Source organism: Nocardia sp. alder85J, assembly GCF_020176955.2.
Taxonomy (GTDB): Bacteria; Actinomycetota; Actinomycetes; order Mycobacteriales; family Mycobacteriaceae; genus Nocardia.
Genome location: NZ_JAIUCZ020000013.1, coordinates 226257 through 241970 on the forward strand (window position 1 = coordinate 226257; position 15714 = coordinate 241970).

16 protein-coding genes and 1 pseudogene are annotated in these 15714 nt (G+C 69.1%); 6 read left to right on the forward strand and 11 right to left on the reverse strand.

Translation table 11 applies throughout. The annotated features are described in order from the left end of the window. Positions 1-2 precede the first annotated feature (2 nt). Positions 3-632, reverse strand: coding sequence for a PadR family transcriptional regulator (locus tag LBW94_RS37845; protein ID WP_225058509.1), 630 nt, complete (start codon positions 630-632; stop codon positions 3-5). 170 nt (positions 633-802) lie between these two features. Continuing rightward, positions 803-2224, reverse strand: a complete 1422-nt coding sequence (locus tag LBW94_RS37850; RefSeq protein WP_225058508.1) for an MFS transporter — start codon at positions 2222-2224, stop codon at positions 803-805. A gap of 102 nt (positions 2225-2326) precedes the next feature. Between LBW94_RS37850 and LBW94_RS37855 the strand changes: the two genes are divergently transcribed. Beyond that, the gene (locus LBW94_RS37855; RefSeq protein WP_225058507.1) at positions 2327-3244 is read left to right on the forward strand and encodes a helix-turn-helix transcriptional regulator; all 918 of its coding nucleotides are present in this window, start codon (positions 2327-2329) and stop codon (positions 3242-3244) included. An 18-nt stretch (positions 3245-3262) separates the two neighbouring features. Here LBW94_RS37855 and LBW94_RS37860 read toward each other — a convergent pair whose 3' ends face one another. Beyond that, positions 3263-3880 carry a TetR family transcriptional regulator gene (locus LBW94_RS37860; RefSeq protein ID WP_225058506.1) on the reverse strand — a complete coding sequence of 206 codons (618 nt, stop codon included), beginning with the start codon at positions 3878-3880 and terminating at the stop codon, positions 3263-3265. 186 nt (positions 3881-4066) lie between these two features. On the opposite strand from LBW94_RS37860, the gene LBW94_RS37865 reads away from it, so the two are divergent. Genes LBW94_RS37865 through LBW94_RS37875 form a run of 3 tightly spaced genes read left to right on the forward strand, consistent with a single transcriptional unit; the run spans position 4067 to position 6655 of the window. Next, complete coding sequence (locus tag LBW94_RS37865) at positions 4067-5125, forward strand: ferredoxin reductase (RefSeq protein WP_225058505.1); 1059 nt, start codon at positions 4067-4069, stop codon at positions 5123-5125. A 28-nt stretch (positions 5126-5153) separates the two neighbouring features. Further along, entirely contained in the window at positions 5154-6332 is a 1179-nt protein-coding gene (locus tag LBW94_RS37870) for a fatty acid desaturase family protein (RefSeq protein WP_225058504.1), read from the forward strand. Next, positions 6332-6655 carry a hypothetical protein gene (locus tag LBW94_RS37875; protein ID WP_225058503.1) on the forward strand — a complete coding sequence of 108 codons (324 nt, stop codon included), beginning with the start codon at positions 6332-6334 and terminating at the stop codon, positions 6653-6655. Before LBW94_RS37870 ends, LBW94_RS37875 begins: the two co-directional genes overlap by 1 nt. Before the next feature lie 66 nt (positions 6656-6721). On the opposite strand, the gene LBW94_RS37880 is transcribed toward LBW94_RS37875, so the two are convergent. Beyond that, positions 6722-7303, reverse strand: coding sequence for a DUF4254 domain-containing protein (locus LBW94_RS37880; RefSeq protein ID WP_225058502.1), 582 nt, complete (start codon positions 7301-7303; stop codon positions 6722-6724). A 407-nt stretch (positions 7304-7710) separates the two neighbouring features. On the opposite strand from LBW94_RS37880, the gene LBW94_RS37885 reads away from it, so the two are divergent. Next, positions 7711-8031, forward strand: coding sequence for a hypothetical protein (locus LBW94_RS37885; RefSeq protein WP_225058501.1), 321 nt, complete (start codon positions 7711-7713; stop codon positions 8029-8031). A gap of 1 nt (position 8032) precedes the next feature. Here LBW94_RS37885 and LBW94_RS37890 read toward each other — a convergent pair whose 3' ends face one another. From LBW94_RS37890 to LBW94_RS37905, 4 genes are read right to left on the reverse strand one after another with little or no spacing between them, the layout of a single operon-like run. After that, entirely contained in the window at positions 8033-8659 is a 627-nt protein-coding gene (locus LBW94_RS37890) for a GTP-binding protein (protein WP_225058500.1), read from the reverse strand. Beyond that, entirely contained in the window at positions 8619-9050 is a 432-nt protein-coding gene (locus LBW94_RS37895) for a DUF742 domain-containing protein (protein ID WP_225058499.1), read from the reverse strand. The genes LBW94_RS37890 and LBW94_RS37895 overlap by 41 nt, the downstream gene beginning before the upstream one ends. After that, positions 9047-9475 carry a roadblock/LC7 domain-containing protein gene (locus LBW94_RS37900; protein ID WP_225058498.1) on the reverse strand — a complete coding sequence of 143 codons (429 nt, stop codon included), beginning with the start codon at positions 9473-9475 and terminating at the stop codon, positions 9047-9049. The genes LBW94_RS37895 and LBW94_RS37900 overlap by 4 nt, the downstream gene beginning before the upstream one ends. Next, positions 9472-12294, reverse strand: coding sequence for a nitrate- and nitrite sensing domain-containing protein (locus LBW94_RS37905; RefSeq protein WP_225058497.1), 2823 nt, complete (start codon positions 12292-12294; stop codon positions 9472-9474). Before LBW94_RS37905 ends, LBW94_RS37900 begins: the two co-directional genes overlap by 4 nt. Before the next feature lie 379 nt (positions 12295-12673). Between LBW94_RS37905 and LBW94_RS37910 the strand changes: the two are divergent. Further along, a pseudogene (locus LBW94_RS37910) lies at positions 12674-12866 on the forward strand (DUF4389 domain-containing protein); the annotation flags it as partial. A gap of 92 nt (positions 12867-12958) precedes the next feature. On the opposite strand, the gene LBW94_RS37915 reads toward LBW94_RS37910, so the two are convergent. The 3 genes from LBW94_RS37915 to LBW94_RS37925 are packed head-to-tail and all read right to left on the reverse strand — an operon-like array spanning position 12959 to position 15634. Then, positions 12959-14011, reverse strand: a complete 1053-nt coding sequence (locus LBW94_RS37915; protein WP_225058496.1) for an ABC transporter ATP-binding protein — start codon at positions 14009-14011, stop codon at positions 12959-12961. Beyond that, positions 14008-14835, reverse strand: a complete 828-nt coding sequence (locus LBW94_RS37920) for an ABC transporter permease (RefSeq protein ID WP_225058495.1) — start codon at positions 14833-14835, stop codon at positions 14008-14010. The genes LBW94_RS37915 and LBW94_RS37920 overlap by 4 nt, the downstream gene beginning before the upstream one ends. Further along, the gene (locus tag LBW94_RS37925) at positions 14828-15634 is read right to left on the reverse strand and encodes an ABC transporter permease (protein WP_225058494.1); all 807 of its coding nucleotides are present in this window, start codon (positions 15632-15634) and stop codon (positions 14828-14830) included. The genes LBW94_RS37920 and LBW94_RS37925 overlap by 8 nt, the downstream gene beginning before the upstream one ends. Between the last annotated feature and the right edge of the window lie 80 nt (positions 15635-15714).

Here is a 15714-nt window from a genome sequence, read left to right on the forward strand (position 1 = left end):
CTTCACCTTTCGACACGAGGGCCGTCCTGTCGTGATGCCGGGCCCGGCCGTGCGGGGGCGCCCGGCCGCACCGTGGCGCGCGGCCGGACCGCGAGGGTGCGGGACAGGGCGGCGAGGACTTCGTCGCACCATTCCACGAAGCCCGCCTCGACCCGGATACCGCCGCGCAGCACCAGGTATTGGTGCAGGGCGGTGCCGGACAGGGCCGCCGGATCCGGGAAATCCCGCTTCTCGATGAGGCGGTAGACGTCGAGGCGCTGCGCGTGCGACTCGCGGTGCCGGGCCACCTCGGCCCGCAGCGCCGCCTGATCGCCGTGCGCGGCGCCCCGGATCTTGACGCCGAGTTCGCTGCGCAGCGGCCCGAGATCCTCGGAGGGTTCGGCGATCCAGCGGGCCAGCTCCGCGCGCCCGGCCGGGCTGACGGTGTAGACCTTCTTGTCCGGCCGCCCGGACTGGGCCACGGCCTCGCCGCTGACCCAGCCCTGCTCCTCCATGCGCTTGAGCACCCGGTAGATCTGCTGATGGGTGGCGCTCCAGAAGAATCCGATGGACCGATCGAAACGCCGGGCCAGCTCGTAGCCCGAGCCGGCCCGCTCGCTCAGCGACACCAGCAGCGCGTGCTCGAGGGCCATGGCGCCGAGGTTAGCCGACGGTTCCACATGTATGCAACCAGGTGCATAGGGGAGATTGGTAGACGTTCGGTATCATCGGCTCCGGTGCTCGCACCATCTCGGATACGAGGAGGGGCGCCGGACGGATCCGGGAGATCCGTGCGGCGCCCTTCCGCCCGTTCCGGGGTGGTTCAGCGCACGGCGCGCACCGCCAGCGCCGCCGCGGCCAGCACGGTGACGCCGATCGCGGTCGCGGTGACGCCGATGGCGTGGGTCGCCGCGGCGGCGGTCGTCCCGGCCAGCGACAGGAACACCGAGCCGAAACTCGCGACCCCGATCACGATGCCGAGTTGCACGCAGGTCACCAGGATGCCGCTGGCATCCGAGGCCGCCGCCGCCGGCACCTTCGACAGCGCGCGAGTTGTCAAGGGGCTGAACGAGACCGCGAATCCGAGCCCCATCGCCGCGTACACCACCAGCTCCGGCACGCCCATGCCGTGCCGGTCGCCCAGCCGCACGCCGAGGATCACCATGGTGGCGGCGCCGAGCAGCAGCCCGGACACGATCATCGCCGGATGCAGCCGAGCCGGCACCCGCGACCAGGTCATGCTGGCGATCGCGAACACCGTGCCCATCGGCGCTCCGACCAGTCCGGCGTGCAGCGCGCTGTAGTGTAGTGCGCCTTGCAGATACAGCGAGATCACGAACATCCAGCCGCCGAAGGTGCACATCACGACCAGTAGATTGGCCGCGGTCGCGAGCAGGCCGGGCGCGCGCAGCACGGCGTCGGCGAACAACGGCTCGCCGCCGCGCCGGTGCACCCCGCGTTCGACCAGGACGAAGCCCGCGAAGGCCAGCGCCGAGCCGGCCAGCGCCAGCCAGGTCCACAGCGGCCAGTGCTGTTCGTGCCCCAGCACCAGCGGCAACACCAGCAACAGCACGGCCGCGGTGAGCGCGGCCAGGCCCGGCAGATCCAGTCGCCGCCGGGTGCGCACGGTGGCGGGCAGCACCCCGGGCGCCGCCGCCAGCAGTACGAGCCCGATCGGCACGTTCACCAGAAAGACTCCGCGCCAACCGGTTCCGCCGACATCGCCGGTGACGATGAGGCCGCCGACGATCTGCCCGGCCACCACGCCACCGGAGATCACGGCGGCGTAGGCCGACAGCGCGCGGGCCCGCGCCGGACCGGTGAAGGTGCGCTGGATCAGCGTCATCACCTGCGGCACCATCGCCGCGGCGCCGATGCCCTGGAGGAATCGGAACACGATGAGCACGACCGCATTCCAGGCCAGCCCGCAGGCCAGCGAGGCGATCGTGAACCAGATCAGACCGGCCAGGAACATGGTGCGCTGGCCGAACCGGTCGCCGAGACGAGCGCCGGTGACCAGCAGCACCGCGTAGGCGATGACGTAACCGGAGACGATCAGTTGCAGCGCGGAACCGGTGGCGCCGAGCGAGGTACGGATGGACGGGATCGCGACGTTGACGATCGAGGCATCGAGGACGGCCATGAACTGGCCCAGCAGGACCACCGCGAGGACGCCGAGAGTTCGTGTGCGAGTAAGAGGTGAGAGCACGGCCGGGGCCGGTGACGAGGACAGCGTGCGTGTCATGGCAACGACACTGCGCCGCCTCGGATCCCGGTAACAGGAGCCTGCCGATACTGGTAGTACCACCACCTGGCTACCGAACGGATTTTCGATCACGATGGAACCATGGTGGAGATGAGTGCGGGCGCGCGGTCCCGGATGCTGCGTGAAGCGCGTCGCGGGGAGCTGAGCGCCTTCCTCAAGACCCGCCGGGCCCGGATCACACCGGCGGATGTCGGGCTGCCCGCCGGTCCGCGCCGGCGCACCCCCGGCCTGCGGCGCGAGGAGGTCGCGCAGCTGGCCGGGGTCGGGGTCACCTGGTACACCTGGCTCGAGCAGGGGCGCGACATCAATGTCAGCGTGCAGGTGCTCGACGCCATCGCGCGGGCCCTCGCGCTGGACGCCGCCGAGCAGGCGCACCTGTACCGGCTCGCCGATGTGCCGACGGTGCCCACTGCACATCTCGAGGAGTCGATTCCCGAAGAGCTGCAAGTGATTCTGGATCACCTGCTGCCACTGCCCGGAGTGCTGCTGTCGTCGCGCTACGACGTGCTGGCGCACAACGAGGGGTTCGCGGCGCTGTGCCCGCTGTTCCTGTCCGGCGAGCGCAATGTGATCCGTCACGTGTTCCTGACCCCGGCGTGCTGCAACCCGTACGCCGTCGGCGCCCCCGAAAAGCTTTCGCGCATGGTCGGTTTCCTGCGCAGCGCCTATGCGAAGCATCTGCGCGATCCGGAGTGGATGCGATTCATCGAGGATCTGTGCGGCCGCAGCCCGCAGTTCGCGGCGCTGTGGGAACGCAACGACGTCGCGGCGCCGCCGGTCCGCAACCGGGTCATCCGCAATGTCGCCACCGGGGACGTGGAGATGATCCAGACCAGCATGTCGCTGCCGAGTATCGCCGGCGCCTGGGTGCAGATCTTCACCCCTGCCGACGAGGCCGCCTGGGTGCAACTGCGGGCCCTGCTCGCGATGACACCGGAGGAGCGCGCACGGCCCTGGCGTGAGCACCTGGAACGGGATCACGGCCGGGTCAGCGCGTGATGGCGGTGCCCTCGCCTCTCAGCGGTCGGCGGAGCGCCAGGCCGCCATGCCGAGCGCGATCAGCCGGACCCGGCCGACCGTGAGTGTGACGAGCGCGTCCCGGTCGGCGGCGCCCGCGGTGACGAATCCGGCGATGTGCTCGGCGACGGTGTTCACGATGAGACCGGCCGCCAGCTCCAGATCGTCGGTGGACCAGCTGTCCAGCGCGCGGATCCGGGACAGGTCGACCACCAGTTCCCTGGTGATCAGCTGCATCTCGACCGAGATCGCCTCGCGCAGCGCGGCCGAACCGCCGTGCCGTTCCCGGATCAGGAAGCCGTACAACGCTTCCCGGCCCGTCACCTGATCGAAGACGAAGTGCACCGTCTCGGCCAGCCGGGCGTCCGGGGTGCGGCGCAATTGCCTTAGCGCCAAACGCATCTGGCGCACCCCCTCGTCGACGAGGACGGTGCCGAGTTCGTCGAGCGAGGCGAAGTGCCGGTAGAAGGCGGTGGGGACGATGCCGGCCGTGCGGGCGATCTCCCGCAGGCTCAGCGCCGCGAAGCCGCGGTCCGCGGCGAGTGCGAGGGTGCCGTCGAGCAGGGCCTGCCGGGTGCGCTCCTTGCGCTCGCCCCTGGTCTCCACCGCCTCGCTCATGTCGGTGAGCATACATCCGTTCACGAACTGCCTTCCCGCTGGAATGTTGTGCCGGTCACAACCAGGATCGGTTGATTAAAGGGCCGCGATCGGGGCACACTGAGTGAGTGTACAGATGTGCACCGAAATATCGGGCAGTAGCCGCCCGGGTCTCGGTGACACGACCCGGAGACTGGGGGATACCGCATGGTGGGACTCGTCGACCTGGTGCAGACGCTGACCACGCCGCACCCGCTCGATCGCTATCTGGAGCTGATCCGGCCGTCGCTGACGGTGCGTGATCTGCGCGCCGAGATCGTCCGGGTCCGGCACGACGCCAACGGTTCGGTGACGCTGCGGCTGCGGCCGACCCGGCGCTGGGCCGGGCATCGGGCCGGACAGTACGTGTCGGTCTCGGTGGTGATCGACGGGGTCAAACACACCCGGTGCTATTCCCCGGTCACCGTGGAGGGGGCGGGCCGGGAGCTGGAACTCACCGTCCGGGCGCACCCGGACGGGCTGGTGTCGCGACATCTCTGGCGGAATGCCCGCGCGGGTATGGTGCTGGATCTGACGCCGGCGGCCGGAACCTTCGTGCTGCCCTCGCCGCGTCCGGAGCGGATCGTCCTGATCAGCGGCGGCAGCGGCATCACGCCCGTGTTGTCGATGCTGCGCACGCTGGCCGCCGAGGACCATCGCGGCGACGTACTGTTCCTGCACTACGCGCGGTCGCCGGAGTCGGTGCCGCATCGGGTGGAACTGGACGCCGTCGCCCGTGCCCATCCGCGCATGCGCATCGAATTTCGTTATCCGGGTGCGGAATCCGATCGGCACTTCGATCGGGACACGCTCACCGAACTGGCCCCGTGGTTCCCGGCGGCGCAGCTCTACGTGTGCGGCCCGGCCCGGCTGATGACCGCGGTGCGTGCGGTCGCGGCCGCCGAGGGAATCGAGAGTTCGGTGCACACCGAGGAATTCACGCTGTCGAACGCAGCCGTGGATCCCGCCGAGGTGTCCGGCGCCACCAGTTTCTCGGCCAGCGGGGTGCGATCGGAGAACACCGGCATCAGCCTGCTCGAACAGGCCGAATCAGCCGGCCTCACCCCGGAGTACGGCTGTCGCATGGGAATCTGCTTCTCCTGCACCGCGATCCGGCGGTCGGGCTGCACCCGGAATCTGCGCACCGGCGAACTCGACAGCGACCCGGACCAGCGGGTCCAGCTGTGCGTGAACGCCGCCGTCGGCGATGTCGACATCGCCCTCTGAACACCCGAGACATCCACAGGAGATGGGCATGACAACCATCGAACCCACAGTGACCGGACCCGCCGTACTCGCCGAGACCGCGGCCGGGCCGGTGGTGCTCGGCCCGGAGCAGGTCGAGGAGATCGGCCGGTACCTGGACGAACTGCGCGCCCGGATCGCCGCCGATCTCGGTCAGCGCGACCGCGACTACATCTACTCGATCATCAAGGCGCAGCGCGGTTTCGAGGTCGCCGGCCGCGGCCTGCTGTTCCTCGGCTTCCTGCCGCCGTGCTGGCTGGCCGGGGTCGCCGCGCTGAGCCTCGCCAAGATCCTCGACAACATGGAGATCGGCCACAACGTCATGCACGGCCAGTACGACTGGATGCGTGAGCCCGGGCTGAATTCCCGGGTCTTCGAGTGGGACAACGTGTGTCCGGCGGATCAGTGGAAGCACTCGCACAACTACATGCACCACACCTACACCAACATCCACGGCCGCGATCGCGACATCGGGTACGGCGTGCTGCGCATCGACGAGGGCCAGCAGTGGAATCCCTACTACCTGGGCAATCCGCTGTACGCGTTCGCGCTGATGATGTTGTTCGAGTGGGGCGTGATGCTGCACGACCTCGAGTTCGACAACATCGTGCGCGGCGAGCGTTCCTGGGGCGAGGTGCGGCGGCTACTGCGCGGGCAGGCCCGCAAGGCCGGCCGGCAGGTGCTCAAGGACTACCTCGTGTTCCCGCTGCTGAGCGGCCCGATGTTCCTGTCCACCCTGGCCGGGAACGTGACGGCCAATGTGGTGCGCAACATCTGGGCCTATTCGATCATCTTCTGCGGCCACTTCCCCTCCGGAGTACAGACGTTCACCGAAGAGGAGACCGCCGAGGAGACCCGCGGCGAGTGGTACGTGCGGCAGATGCTGGGCTCGGCGAACATCACCGGCAGCACGCTGTTCCACATCTTGTCCGGCAACCTCTCGCATCAGATCGAGCACCATCTGTTTCCCGATCTGCCGGCCAACCGGTATCCGGAGATCGCCCCGGAGGTGCGCGCGCTGTGCGAGAAGTTCGGGCTGCCGTATCACACCGGCCCGCTGCGCAAGCAGATCGGCGGGGTGTGGGCGAAGATTGTGCGGATGGCGTTGCCGCCTTCGCTGTTCCCGTCGAAGTCCGAGCCCGGTGTTATCGTGAGGCGCAAGCGGGAATCGAGCGAAGCGGACGGGTGATGTTCGGAAAATTCGAGCGCAACAAGGATTTGATCCAGGAATTGACATCGTCCGGGGCACGGCATGTCGGCAATATCGCAACGATCATCAGTGGCACCGTCGCCGAGGTCACCCGCGAGATCGGTGAATGGGTCACGGATGCGATCGAAATGCGGGAGGCGGCCGCCGCGGCCGAGGCCGACCGCCGGGCCGCCGCGCCGGTGAACGAGGGGCGCGAGGCCCCCGATGTGCTGATGGACGATCCGGCCCCGCAGACCGACCCGAGCGCGGTGCAGCCCTTCATCGACGCGGAGACCGTGATCATCGACCCGGACGAGCACTGAGCGGTCGGCAGCGGCTCGGAACACCCGGCGGCGCGGGACATCCGCCGCCGGTCCGGCATACCGCGCTCAGAACACCGGCAACCGGCGGCGGCGCTCGATGACGTCGGTGATCAGATCCCGGTAGCCGTCGACGAGTTCGGCGAGGCGCACCCAGTGCAGGCGCGCCTCGCCGTCCACGCCGTGGTGCCCGATCGTCGTCCGGCGCGGCCGGATATCGGTGCGCGGCTCGGGCGGCGGCTCGACCCCGTCCGTCGGCAGTCCCAGGGCCTGTTGGGCCGCAACCCATTTCGCCGCGAGTCGGTCGATCACCGCGCCGAGGGTCTCGGTGTGCAGGGAGGCGCCGGCGCGATGCGCGATGTGCTCGGCCACCCAGCCGTCGATGCGGGCCACCTGCTCCGCACGATCCCGGTCGATGTCGTCGAGCAGTTGGCTGCACCCGGCCACCCGCACATCGGACACGTCCGGCGCGTGCGCGGCCTGCTGGGTGCGCAGCCGCAGTTCGTGGCAGCGGGCCAGCCGCCGGGCGGCATCCAGGACCACATCCTCGGGCCGATATCGATCGCGGGAGGCACGGAAGGCGTGCAATACCTCCGTCGTAGACGGCAGCTCACCGATTCCGGCGCGCACGCCGGGATGCTCGGTCGCCATGATTTCCCACCCTCGCGAGCCAGCGATCGATTGGATACGCCAGGGCCGAGGAGGTTTTCAGGGGAGGGGCGCCCCTCGGCTCCGGCGTAGTCCCGCACGGTCCGGACACAGCGACACCCACACACGCTCACGGTGAGGAAACCGGGAATTCCGCGACGATGCGAGAGACGTTCCGTCATAGCAGGACATAATCAGGAAAGCGCGTCGCACGGGCCCGCGCAACAGCCGACCGGCGGAAAAGCCGAAGCTGCCGGGCAATCGTTATAGTCCATTACGACGCGGTCACATGATCGCCACCATCGGAGATCATCGTCGGGCGAGTCCTCGCAGGATTCCCCGGCACGCCGCCGTCGAAACCCGGTTTCGCTCGGCTCGTCCGCTCCGGCGGTCCGATAGCCTCGATCCTCGTGCCCGCCTACGTGTCCTCGCCGGAATTGAGTTTCGGCTTCCTGTTCGCACTGGAGGATCCGGATCGGATCGCCGAGGTGGTCCGGACTCTGGTGGAACGCCGCACGGTGTCGGTGTTCCGCCTGGCCCACATGTCCGGCGCCGACGGACCGCCCGAGCGCTATGTGGTGAATTGGGCGGCCATCCCGTACATCTCGATCACCACCGTCGCTCCGGCGTCGGAGGAGCTGTCGGCGCGCGGCACCATGCTGGTCAACGCATTCCTGGGGGAGAACGGGGAGATCAGCCTCTACTCCTCGGACGGGCCCGGCGGTCGCTGACTCAGGTGCGGACTCCGGTGGTGCCCGACAGGCGTTGCAGCAGTACCTGTTCCAGCAGCGCCACCAGTACCTGCTTCACCGATTCCCGGCTGCGGGCGTCGCATTCGACCAGGCACAGGTCGTCGTCGAGATCCAGCGCCTCCCGGACCTCGTCGAGATCGAAGCGCGCACCGCCCTCGAACTTGTTGACCGCCACCACGAACGGGGTCTTGCGGTGTTCGAAGAAGTCCAGCACCGGATAGCAGTCCTGCACCCGGGAGGTGTCGACGATGATGACCGCGCCCAGCGCGCCGTCGGCCAGGTCGTCCCAGAGGAATTCGAACCGCTCCTGACCGGGCGTTCCGAACAGGTACAGCACCAGCGTGCGGTCCAGGGTGATCCGGCCGAAGTCCAGCGCGACCGTGGTGGTGGTCTTGTTGGCCAGCATGCCCGGATCGTCGACGCCGACCGACACCTCGGTCATCGCCGCTTCGGTCGCCAGCGGCTCGATCTCCGAGATCGCCCCGATGAAGGTGGTCTTCCCCACACCGAATCCGCCGCTGATGACTATTTTGACCGACGACGTCGTCGGCTGTGGTGGGGGGCTGTCAGAGTGCCCGTACAAGGTCCCTGATCCTCTCGATGGCATCGATGGACAATTCGTCGGCGGCGCTGACCGACACATGTCCGGTGGTCACCAGATCGCTGACCACGACGCGGGCCACACCGATCGGAACGCGGAGCGCCGCGGAGATTTCGGCTATGGAGTGCGGCTGCTGGCACAGTCGCACCACCGTGTGCTGTTCGAACCGCAGCGGCGCCGAGAGCGCGGCGGGGGCGGCCGAGACCATGGTTTCCATCCGCAGCCCGTCGACCAGCGGAATGGTCCGGCCACCCGTCATCAGGAACGGGCGGACCACCGGCCCCTGTTCCCCGGCGCCACGCGCATACTCGTCGTCCTGATCCGAGGCGCCGGACCAGGATTCGGGGTGACCGGGTGGAATCATCCGGGGATCGGACAGCCGGGGTGGCTCGGTCATCTGCGCAGGGACTCCCGCAGCTCGGTGATGAGCGCTGGGGTGAGCAGTGCGCCCGCGCGGTCGGCCAGGACGGCCATCTGATAGCCGATCAGGCCGACATCGCCCGCGCTGTCGGCGATCACGCCGATGCAGCTGCCGTCGGCGATCGCGGACACCAGCAGGAAGCCGCGCCGCATCTCGATCATGATCAGTTTCAGGCCGTCGAACTCGTAACTGCGCGAAGCGCTCCGGCCGAGGCTGACCAAACCGGACACCATCGCCGCCAGGCGATCGGCTCCGGTGCGGTCCAGGCCGTCCGACATGGCCATCAGCAGGCCGTCCGAGGAGACCGCGACCGCGTCGCGGACTCCGGCGGTGGTACGGACGAAATCGGCCAGCAGCCAGTTGAAGGTGTGCGGGCCGGAGTCCTGGAGGTGCGTGGTCACCTGGTTTCCTCCTGGGTCGTCGAAGCAGGAATCCATTGCCGTTCATCGGCATTCGTGTCGGGCGCACCGGTGCGTTCGCCACGTTGGTGACCGGCCCGGAAGTCCGCCAGCATACCTCGAATCTGCTCGGGCGAGCGATCCGCGGCGGGATTCACCGGCGGTCTGGGCGTCCGCACTGTCCGGTCGGTCTGTACGGTATCGCGATTCTTCTTGGCGCGCTTGACGAGACCGTTGCGAGTTCGTTCCACGCCGCCGAGGCCGGGATCACCCGGGTGGCCGTGGGTGAGGTCGACGGCCGGCCAGGAACCGGTACGCATCGATTCGGCCTCGTGCCGCTGGGTGGCGGCGGCTTCCAGAAGATCCTTGAACGGTCCCGCCGGCATGGTCGGGAACGGATCGGGGCGGGGGCCGCGATCCGGATGAGCGTGTCCGTTGGTCACGGGCACGGTGTCCTTCCGTGGTCGGTCCTGCGCTTCCTGGTACGACCGATCCGCCCGCGGCGGTGCATGATCCGGTACGCGGTGGATGGCCTCGTCGTGCACGGTGAATCCGGTGGCGTCGATCACCATAGCCTCGGCGGGCACGGGCGCCGCGGCCTGGGGTTCCGGTGCCGGGGGCGGGGCCGCGGCGGCCGCCGCCTCCGGCACCGGGGATATGCCGACCGGCGGGGGCACCGACCCGCCGAGGGACACCGGGCCCAGCGCGCTCAACGGGCCCAGCGGCTTCACCGGGTCGAGCGGCGGTATGGGGCCGAGCGGAGTCATGGGGATACCGGCGCTCATCGGAACCGGCTCGGGTGCGGGCGGTTTCGGCGTCGCCCGCACCTGTTCCGGCTTGGGCGCGGCCGGCAGCGGCGCGGCCTTGGGCGCGGCCCGTAGCTGTTCCGCCTTGGGCGCGGCCCGCAGTTGTTCCGCCTTCGGCGCCGCCGGCAGCGGCTCGGCCTTCGGCGCCGCCCGCAACTGCTCGGCCTTGGGCTTCGCCTCCGGCATCGCGGCCTGTTCGGCGAGGATCTCGGCGGGCAGCAGCATCCGGGCCACCACGCCGCTGACCGGCGACACCGTCAGCTCCACCTCGACCTTCAGCCGCGCGGCCAGGCGGCCGACGACGTAGTGGCCGAGGTAGCGGGTCGGCGCCAGCAGGAAGTCGGTCTCGCCGCGCAGCCGGGAGTTGGCCGCGGCCAACTGCTCCGGCGGCATGCCGACGCCGTGGTCGACGACGGCGAGCATGTACTGCTTGCCGAGCCGGCGGCCGTAGATCTCCACCTCCAGATCCGGTGGGGAGAAGGCCAGCCCGTTCTCGATGAGCTCGGCGACCATGTGCGCCAGCTCGCTGACCGCCGAGCCCGCGACCGGCACGTCGTCGACGCGGCGCAGGATCACCCGGCGGTAGTCCTCGACCTCGGACAGCGCCGCGCGGATGACGTCGGTGAGCGGAATGGCCTCGGTCCAGCGCCGGGGGCTGGCCTCGCCGACGAGCACCAGCAGGCTTTCGGCGTTGCGGCGCATGCGCGTTGCGAGATGGTCGAGCTCGAACATGTTGGCCAGCGCCTTGGGATCGAGCTCCTCCTGCTCGAACTGGCTGATCAGGCCCAGCTGCCGGCGGACCAGATTCTGGTTGCGCCGTCCCAGATTCGCCAGCGACTCCGAGGTGTTGTGCCGCAGCAGCGCCTGCTGCGAGGCGAGTTCGAAGGCGGTGGTCTGCACCCGGTCCAGCGCCTGTGCCACGGATACGATCTCGGCGCCGGCGCGGTGCTCGGTGCGGATCGGTTCCGGCGGCGCGGGTTCGGAATCGGCCTGCCAGGCGGTGATCAGCGCGGGCAGGCGGCGGCCCGCGACCTCGTCGGCCTCGGTCGCCAGCGCGGTCAGCGGCCGCGCGATCCGCCGGATGGTGGCCACGGTGATCGCGATCTGCGCCAGCAGAGCCAGCAGCGCGGCGACCAGGCAGCCGATGAGCTGGATCTCCGCCTCGTCACGCAGGTGCTCGGCGCGATCGACGGCGTCGGCGGCCACCGACCGCTGCACGTCGCGCTCGGCGTCGATCAGCCCGGTCATGTTGGCCCACCAGATGTTCGGGTCGATGGACCTGGTCAGCGGGCCGTCGGAGGAGGCGATCGCCACGCCCTCCGCGGCGGCGGCGCGGGTGGCGTTCTCGGAGCGGAACACGGTGTCCAGCTGCGTCCGCTGCGCGGAGGTGGCGTCGCGGACGAAGGCGGCCTGGGCGGCCTGCCGCAGCCCGCGGATATCGCTGAACTGGATGTACTCGTTCCCGTCGAATTCGTCCTTGACGAAGATGCCGTTGAGGAAGCCCCGGGTCTGCCCGGTGTACTCCTTCAGATCGCCGAGGGCGTAGAGCGTCTGCAGGTCGCGCCACAGCTCGGGGTCGCGGGCCAGGTCCACGCCTGGCCGCACCCGCTGCACGGCGGTGATGGCGTCGGTGTAGAAGCGGAAGATCCGCCCGGCGTCGATGCGGTGGGTGTCGAGATCGGCGCGGGTGGCGGTGAGGCCGGCGAACTGCTGCAAGGCCGTGCGCACCTCGGCGCTGCCGGGTATGCCGCCGTCCGCGAGGGCGTGGTCCAGGGCGCGGCGGGTGGTGTCGACGGCGCCGCGCTCGGTGATCAGCTGATCGCGCATCGAGCCCTGCCCGTTCGCGACGCCGACCGACAGCCCGCGCTCGCGCTGCGCCTCGTGCACGAAATCCTGCACCGCGGACGCCAATCCGATCGCGCGCACCGTGTCTTCCGAGGCCCGGTACCGGCCGACCACGTCGTAGACGATCACCGCCAGCAGGGCGAGTACCAGCACCACCGAGACCAACAGCATCCGGGTCAGCTGCCCTCGGATGGTGGACGCGCGCCCCCGCCGACGGTCGCCATCGCCCGGCAACAGAGGTGCTCGACGGAATTGCACGTGTTCTCCTTGTTTCCCGCTGACGCACGGCCTCCGGTCGCCCGGTCCGGAGAATCAGAAGCAACCTGACACATGCGGGTCGAATTTGCAAGACAGGCACCTCTCGTACGCCGAAGGCCCATGTGACACACGGAACTCGACACGCCGGTGGGGCGGGGTCCGGCGCGGCGCCGACTGCCGCGCTCCCGGCGTAGTGCCCGGGGAATGCGAAACAATTGATTTTGCACGGGGGTTCGGTATCGGAAACTCCTGGCGGAGTGTGATCCTCCCACCCGGCAACGCCGTCCGACCGATGCGCTTCCGACGTGATCGGGATCCGCCGCGCGCACATCGGCAATGGACCGCCGAGTGGATTGCGGCTATTCCGCACATAGTGGTTCTGTTTTTCCGGCCCGTCGCATAGTTCGCGATCGCCTTCTTCGCGATTCTGTTCACCGGTTCGTCACCCGCGTGGGCTATTCGACTTCGATGTGGGAGTGTGCCGCCGCGGTGTCGGCCGAATGACGGGATTTCCGCGGAGTCGGCGCGTTCCGCGCCCCGGTTCGGCGAGGCACGGTGTGCGGTCGCGGCGGTGGGTTCAGCCGTGGCGCCGGCCCGGCGAGCGCAGCGGGATGCGGGCCGGGCCGGTCGACGGCCGGAAGGGGCGGGGCGTATGCGATCCGGGGTTGCGCGATTCGTAGAGACGCCGCACCACGTCCTCGATGTCGGGCTCCTCGATGGACAGATCGCGGACCTCGGCGCGCGCCGAGACGGCGGTGAGAAGCTGTGCGGCGGTGGTGGCCTGGGCGTCGAACGCCAGCCGCTGCCGGACGCCGCCGCCCTCGGTGGCCAGCAGTTGCGCGCCGGGCAGGCCGTCGAGTTCGGCGGTGGGACCGGCCAGATCGACCACCAGCACCCGGCGCACGCCGACGGTGGCGGCCAGCCCGGTCAGCGAGCCGTCGTAGACCAGCCGGCCGTGGTCGGCCACCAGCACCCGCTCGCACAGCCGCTCGATGTCGCCCATGTCGTGGGTGGTGAGCAGCAGGGTGGTGCCGCGCTGGATCCGCTCGTAGCTGAGGAACTCCCGTAGTCGTTGCTTGGACAGCACGTCCAGTCCGATGGTGGGCTCGTCCAGGATCAACAGCTCCGGTGAATGCAGCAGTGCCGCAGCGATTTCCGCGCGCATGCGCTGCCCCAGCGAGAGCTGGCGGACGGGGGTGTCGAGGGTCTCGGCCATCTCCAGTTGCTCGACCAGTTCGTGGGTGCGCTTGCGAGCGCCGTCGGGTTCGAGCCGATGGATGGCGGCGAGGATGGTGAACGATTCGCGCAGCGGCAGATCCCACCACAGCTGCGAGCGCTGGCCGAACACCACCCCGATCCGGCCCGCCAGCTCGCGTCGCTGCCGCACCGGTTCCAGCCCGCACGTGTGCACGGTGCCGGAGGTGGGCACCAGGATGCCGGTGAGCATCTTGATGGTGGTGGACTTGCCGGCGCCGTTGGCGCCGATGTAGCCGACGGCGGCGCCGGATTCGACGGTGAAGCTCATCCGATCCACGGCCGTGATGGTTTCACGCCGGCGCAGCCGGCGGCCCTCCTCCCTTCGACGCAACACGAATTGTCTGGTGAGTTCGTCGATCTCGATCGCGTTCATCCGCCGCCTCCCTGATAGTGTCGTACACCCAGCTGCCAGAACGTCAGGGCAAGAGCCCAGATCCACAGTGCAGCACCCGGAGTCGCCCACGCCAGTCCCGCGGGCAGCCAATCGGGGCCACCGTGACCCAGTAATGCGATCGTGGGCAGGTAGGCGACGAAGGCGACCGGGACGGCGAAGCCGAACAGTACCTGTAGTGGCAGGCCGAACACCGCGGTCGGCTGCTGCGCGGCGAACGCGCCGCCGTAGGTGAAGCTGTTGGTCAGCTCGGAGCCGTCGATCAGGAAGAATTGCAGGCCCGCGGCCGCCACGAACAGGCCGGCGAAGATCGCCACCCCGGCCGGGAGCGACAGCGCGAGCAAGGCGAATTTGGTTGTGGTCCAATGGATGTTGTTCTCCACCAGGCCGGCGGCCAGCACCGCCGCCGCGACCGCGGCCCGGGTGAGCCGGCGCAGCGAGATATCGCTGGTGATCAGTTGCAGCAGCAGCGGTTGCGGTCGCAGATGGAAGGCGTCCAGAGTGCCCAGCCGGATGTAGGTGGGCAGGGTGTCGGTGTGGCCGACGGCGATCTGCGCGATCGCGAACGTCACGTTGCTCAACCCGAACAGCAGCAGCATGGCGTGCATGTCGAGTCCGCCGAGCACCCGGACGTTGTGGTAGATCACCCACACCTCGGCGAATTCCACGACGCCGACCAGCAGCGAGGAGAGCATGTCCGCGGCGAACGACAGCGGGTAGGCCTGCTGTGAGCGCATCCGGGAACGGAGCACCGCGCGATAGGGCGTGAACCAGTTGCCGTACGGGGCCGCCGCCGATTCAGCCACCCTGCACCTCCAGTTTGCGGCGGCCTGCGCGCAGCAGCGCACGGCCGAGGGCGAGGGCAACGATCACCCAGAATGCCTGCACGGCAAGGATTTGCACGACCTCGCCGCCGGTGGCGTGGCCGGACAGCACGTCGATCGGCCCCTGTAACTGGGAAGGGAACGGGCTGAGGTTTGCCAGTGTACGCAGCCACTCGGGGAACAGGTGCACGGGTACGAAAAGTCCGGCCAGGAAAGTCGCGACGATCTGATAGAGCAGCCGGATGCCGCGGGTCTCCACCAGCCAGAAACCGGCCAGCGCCACCGCGAACAGCAGCAGGAACGAAATAGTCACTGCCAGTACGACACTGACGGCGCCGAGTACATACGGCAACGCCTCGTGTGGTGGCTCCAATTCGAGGAACAGCATGCCCGCTGCCACGCTGGGCAGTCCTCGCAACAGCAGCGTGCATCCGGCCCGGCCGAGATCACCGGCCAGATAGCAGAATTGGATGTCGATCGGGCGCAGGAAGTCGATGGCCACATCGCCGTTACGGATGCGCTCGACCAGATCCAGCGGCGGGCCCATCACGCCGAGGGCACCCAGCAAGCCCTGCGACAGCCAGACGTACGCGCCGATCGAATCGGGGGTGTATCCGCCGAATCCGGCGGAGGTCCGGACCGCGGCCAGCATCACCGAGGCGCGGACCAGCCCGAACACCACATTGGTGAACATGCCGGCGAACATCGCCAGCCGATAGTGCCATTGCCTGCGGAAACCTGCTTCGGCCAACCGGAAGTAGACGTCTGAGCGCGCGCGCACAATCACACCACGCTATGGTGCTCGCCTCTCGTTCACAACCGGTTCCGCGAATCACGAATGTTCCGAAAGTGATACCGAGC

Coding starts and splice junctions, on each gene's coding strand:
- LBW94_RS37845 (WP_225058509.1), bottom strand. CDS start 632: ATGGCCCTCGAGCACGCGCTGCTGGTGTCGCTGAGCGAGCGGGCCGGC.
- LBW94_RS37850 (WP_225058508.1), bottom strand. CDS start 2,224: ATGACACGCACGCTGTCCTCGTCACCGGCCCCGGCCGTGCTCTCACCT.
- LBW94_RS37855 (WP_225058507.1), top strand. CDS start 2,327: ATGGTGGAGATGAGTGCGGGCGCGCGGTCCCGGATGCTGCGTGAAGCG.
- LBW94_RS37860 (WP_225058506.1), bottom strand. CDS start 3,880: ATGAGCGAGGCGGTGGAGACCAGGGGCGAGCGCAAGGAGCGCACCCGG.
- LBW94_RS37865 (WP_225058505.1), top strand. CDS start 4,067: ATGGTGGGACTCGTCGACCTGGTGCAGACGCTGACCACGCCGCACCCG.
- LBW94_RS37870 (WP_225058504.1), top strand. CDS start 5,154: ATGACAACCATCGAACCCACAGTGACCGGACCCGCCGTACTCGCCGAG.
- LBW94_RS37875 (WP_225058503.1), top strand. CDS start 6,332: ATGTTCGGAAAATTCGAGCGCAACAAGGATTTGATCCAGGAATTGACA.
- LBW94_RS37880 (WP_225058502.1), bottom strand. CDS start 7,303: ATGGCGACCGAGCATCCCGGCGTGCGCGCCGGAATCGGTGAGCTGCCG.
- LBW94_RS37890 (WP_225058500.1), bottom strand. CDS start 8,659: ATGCCATCGAGAGGATCAGGGACCTTGTACGGGCACTCTGACAGCCCC.
- LBW94_RS37895 (WP_225058499.1), bottom strand. CDS start 9,050: ATGACCGAGCCACCCCGGCTGTCCGATCCCCGGATGATTCCACCCGGT.
- LBW94_RS37905 (WP_225058497.1), bottom strand. CDS start 12,294: ATGCTGTTGGTCTCGGTGGTGCTGGTACTCGCCCTGCTGGCGGTGATC.
- LBW94_RS37915 (WP_225058496.1), bottom strand. CDS start 14,011: ATGAACGCGATCGAGATCGACGAACTCACCAGACAATTCGTGTTGCGT.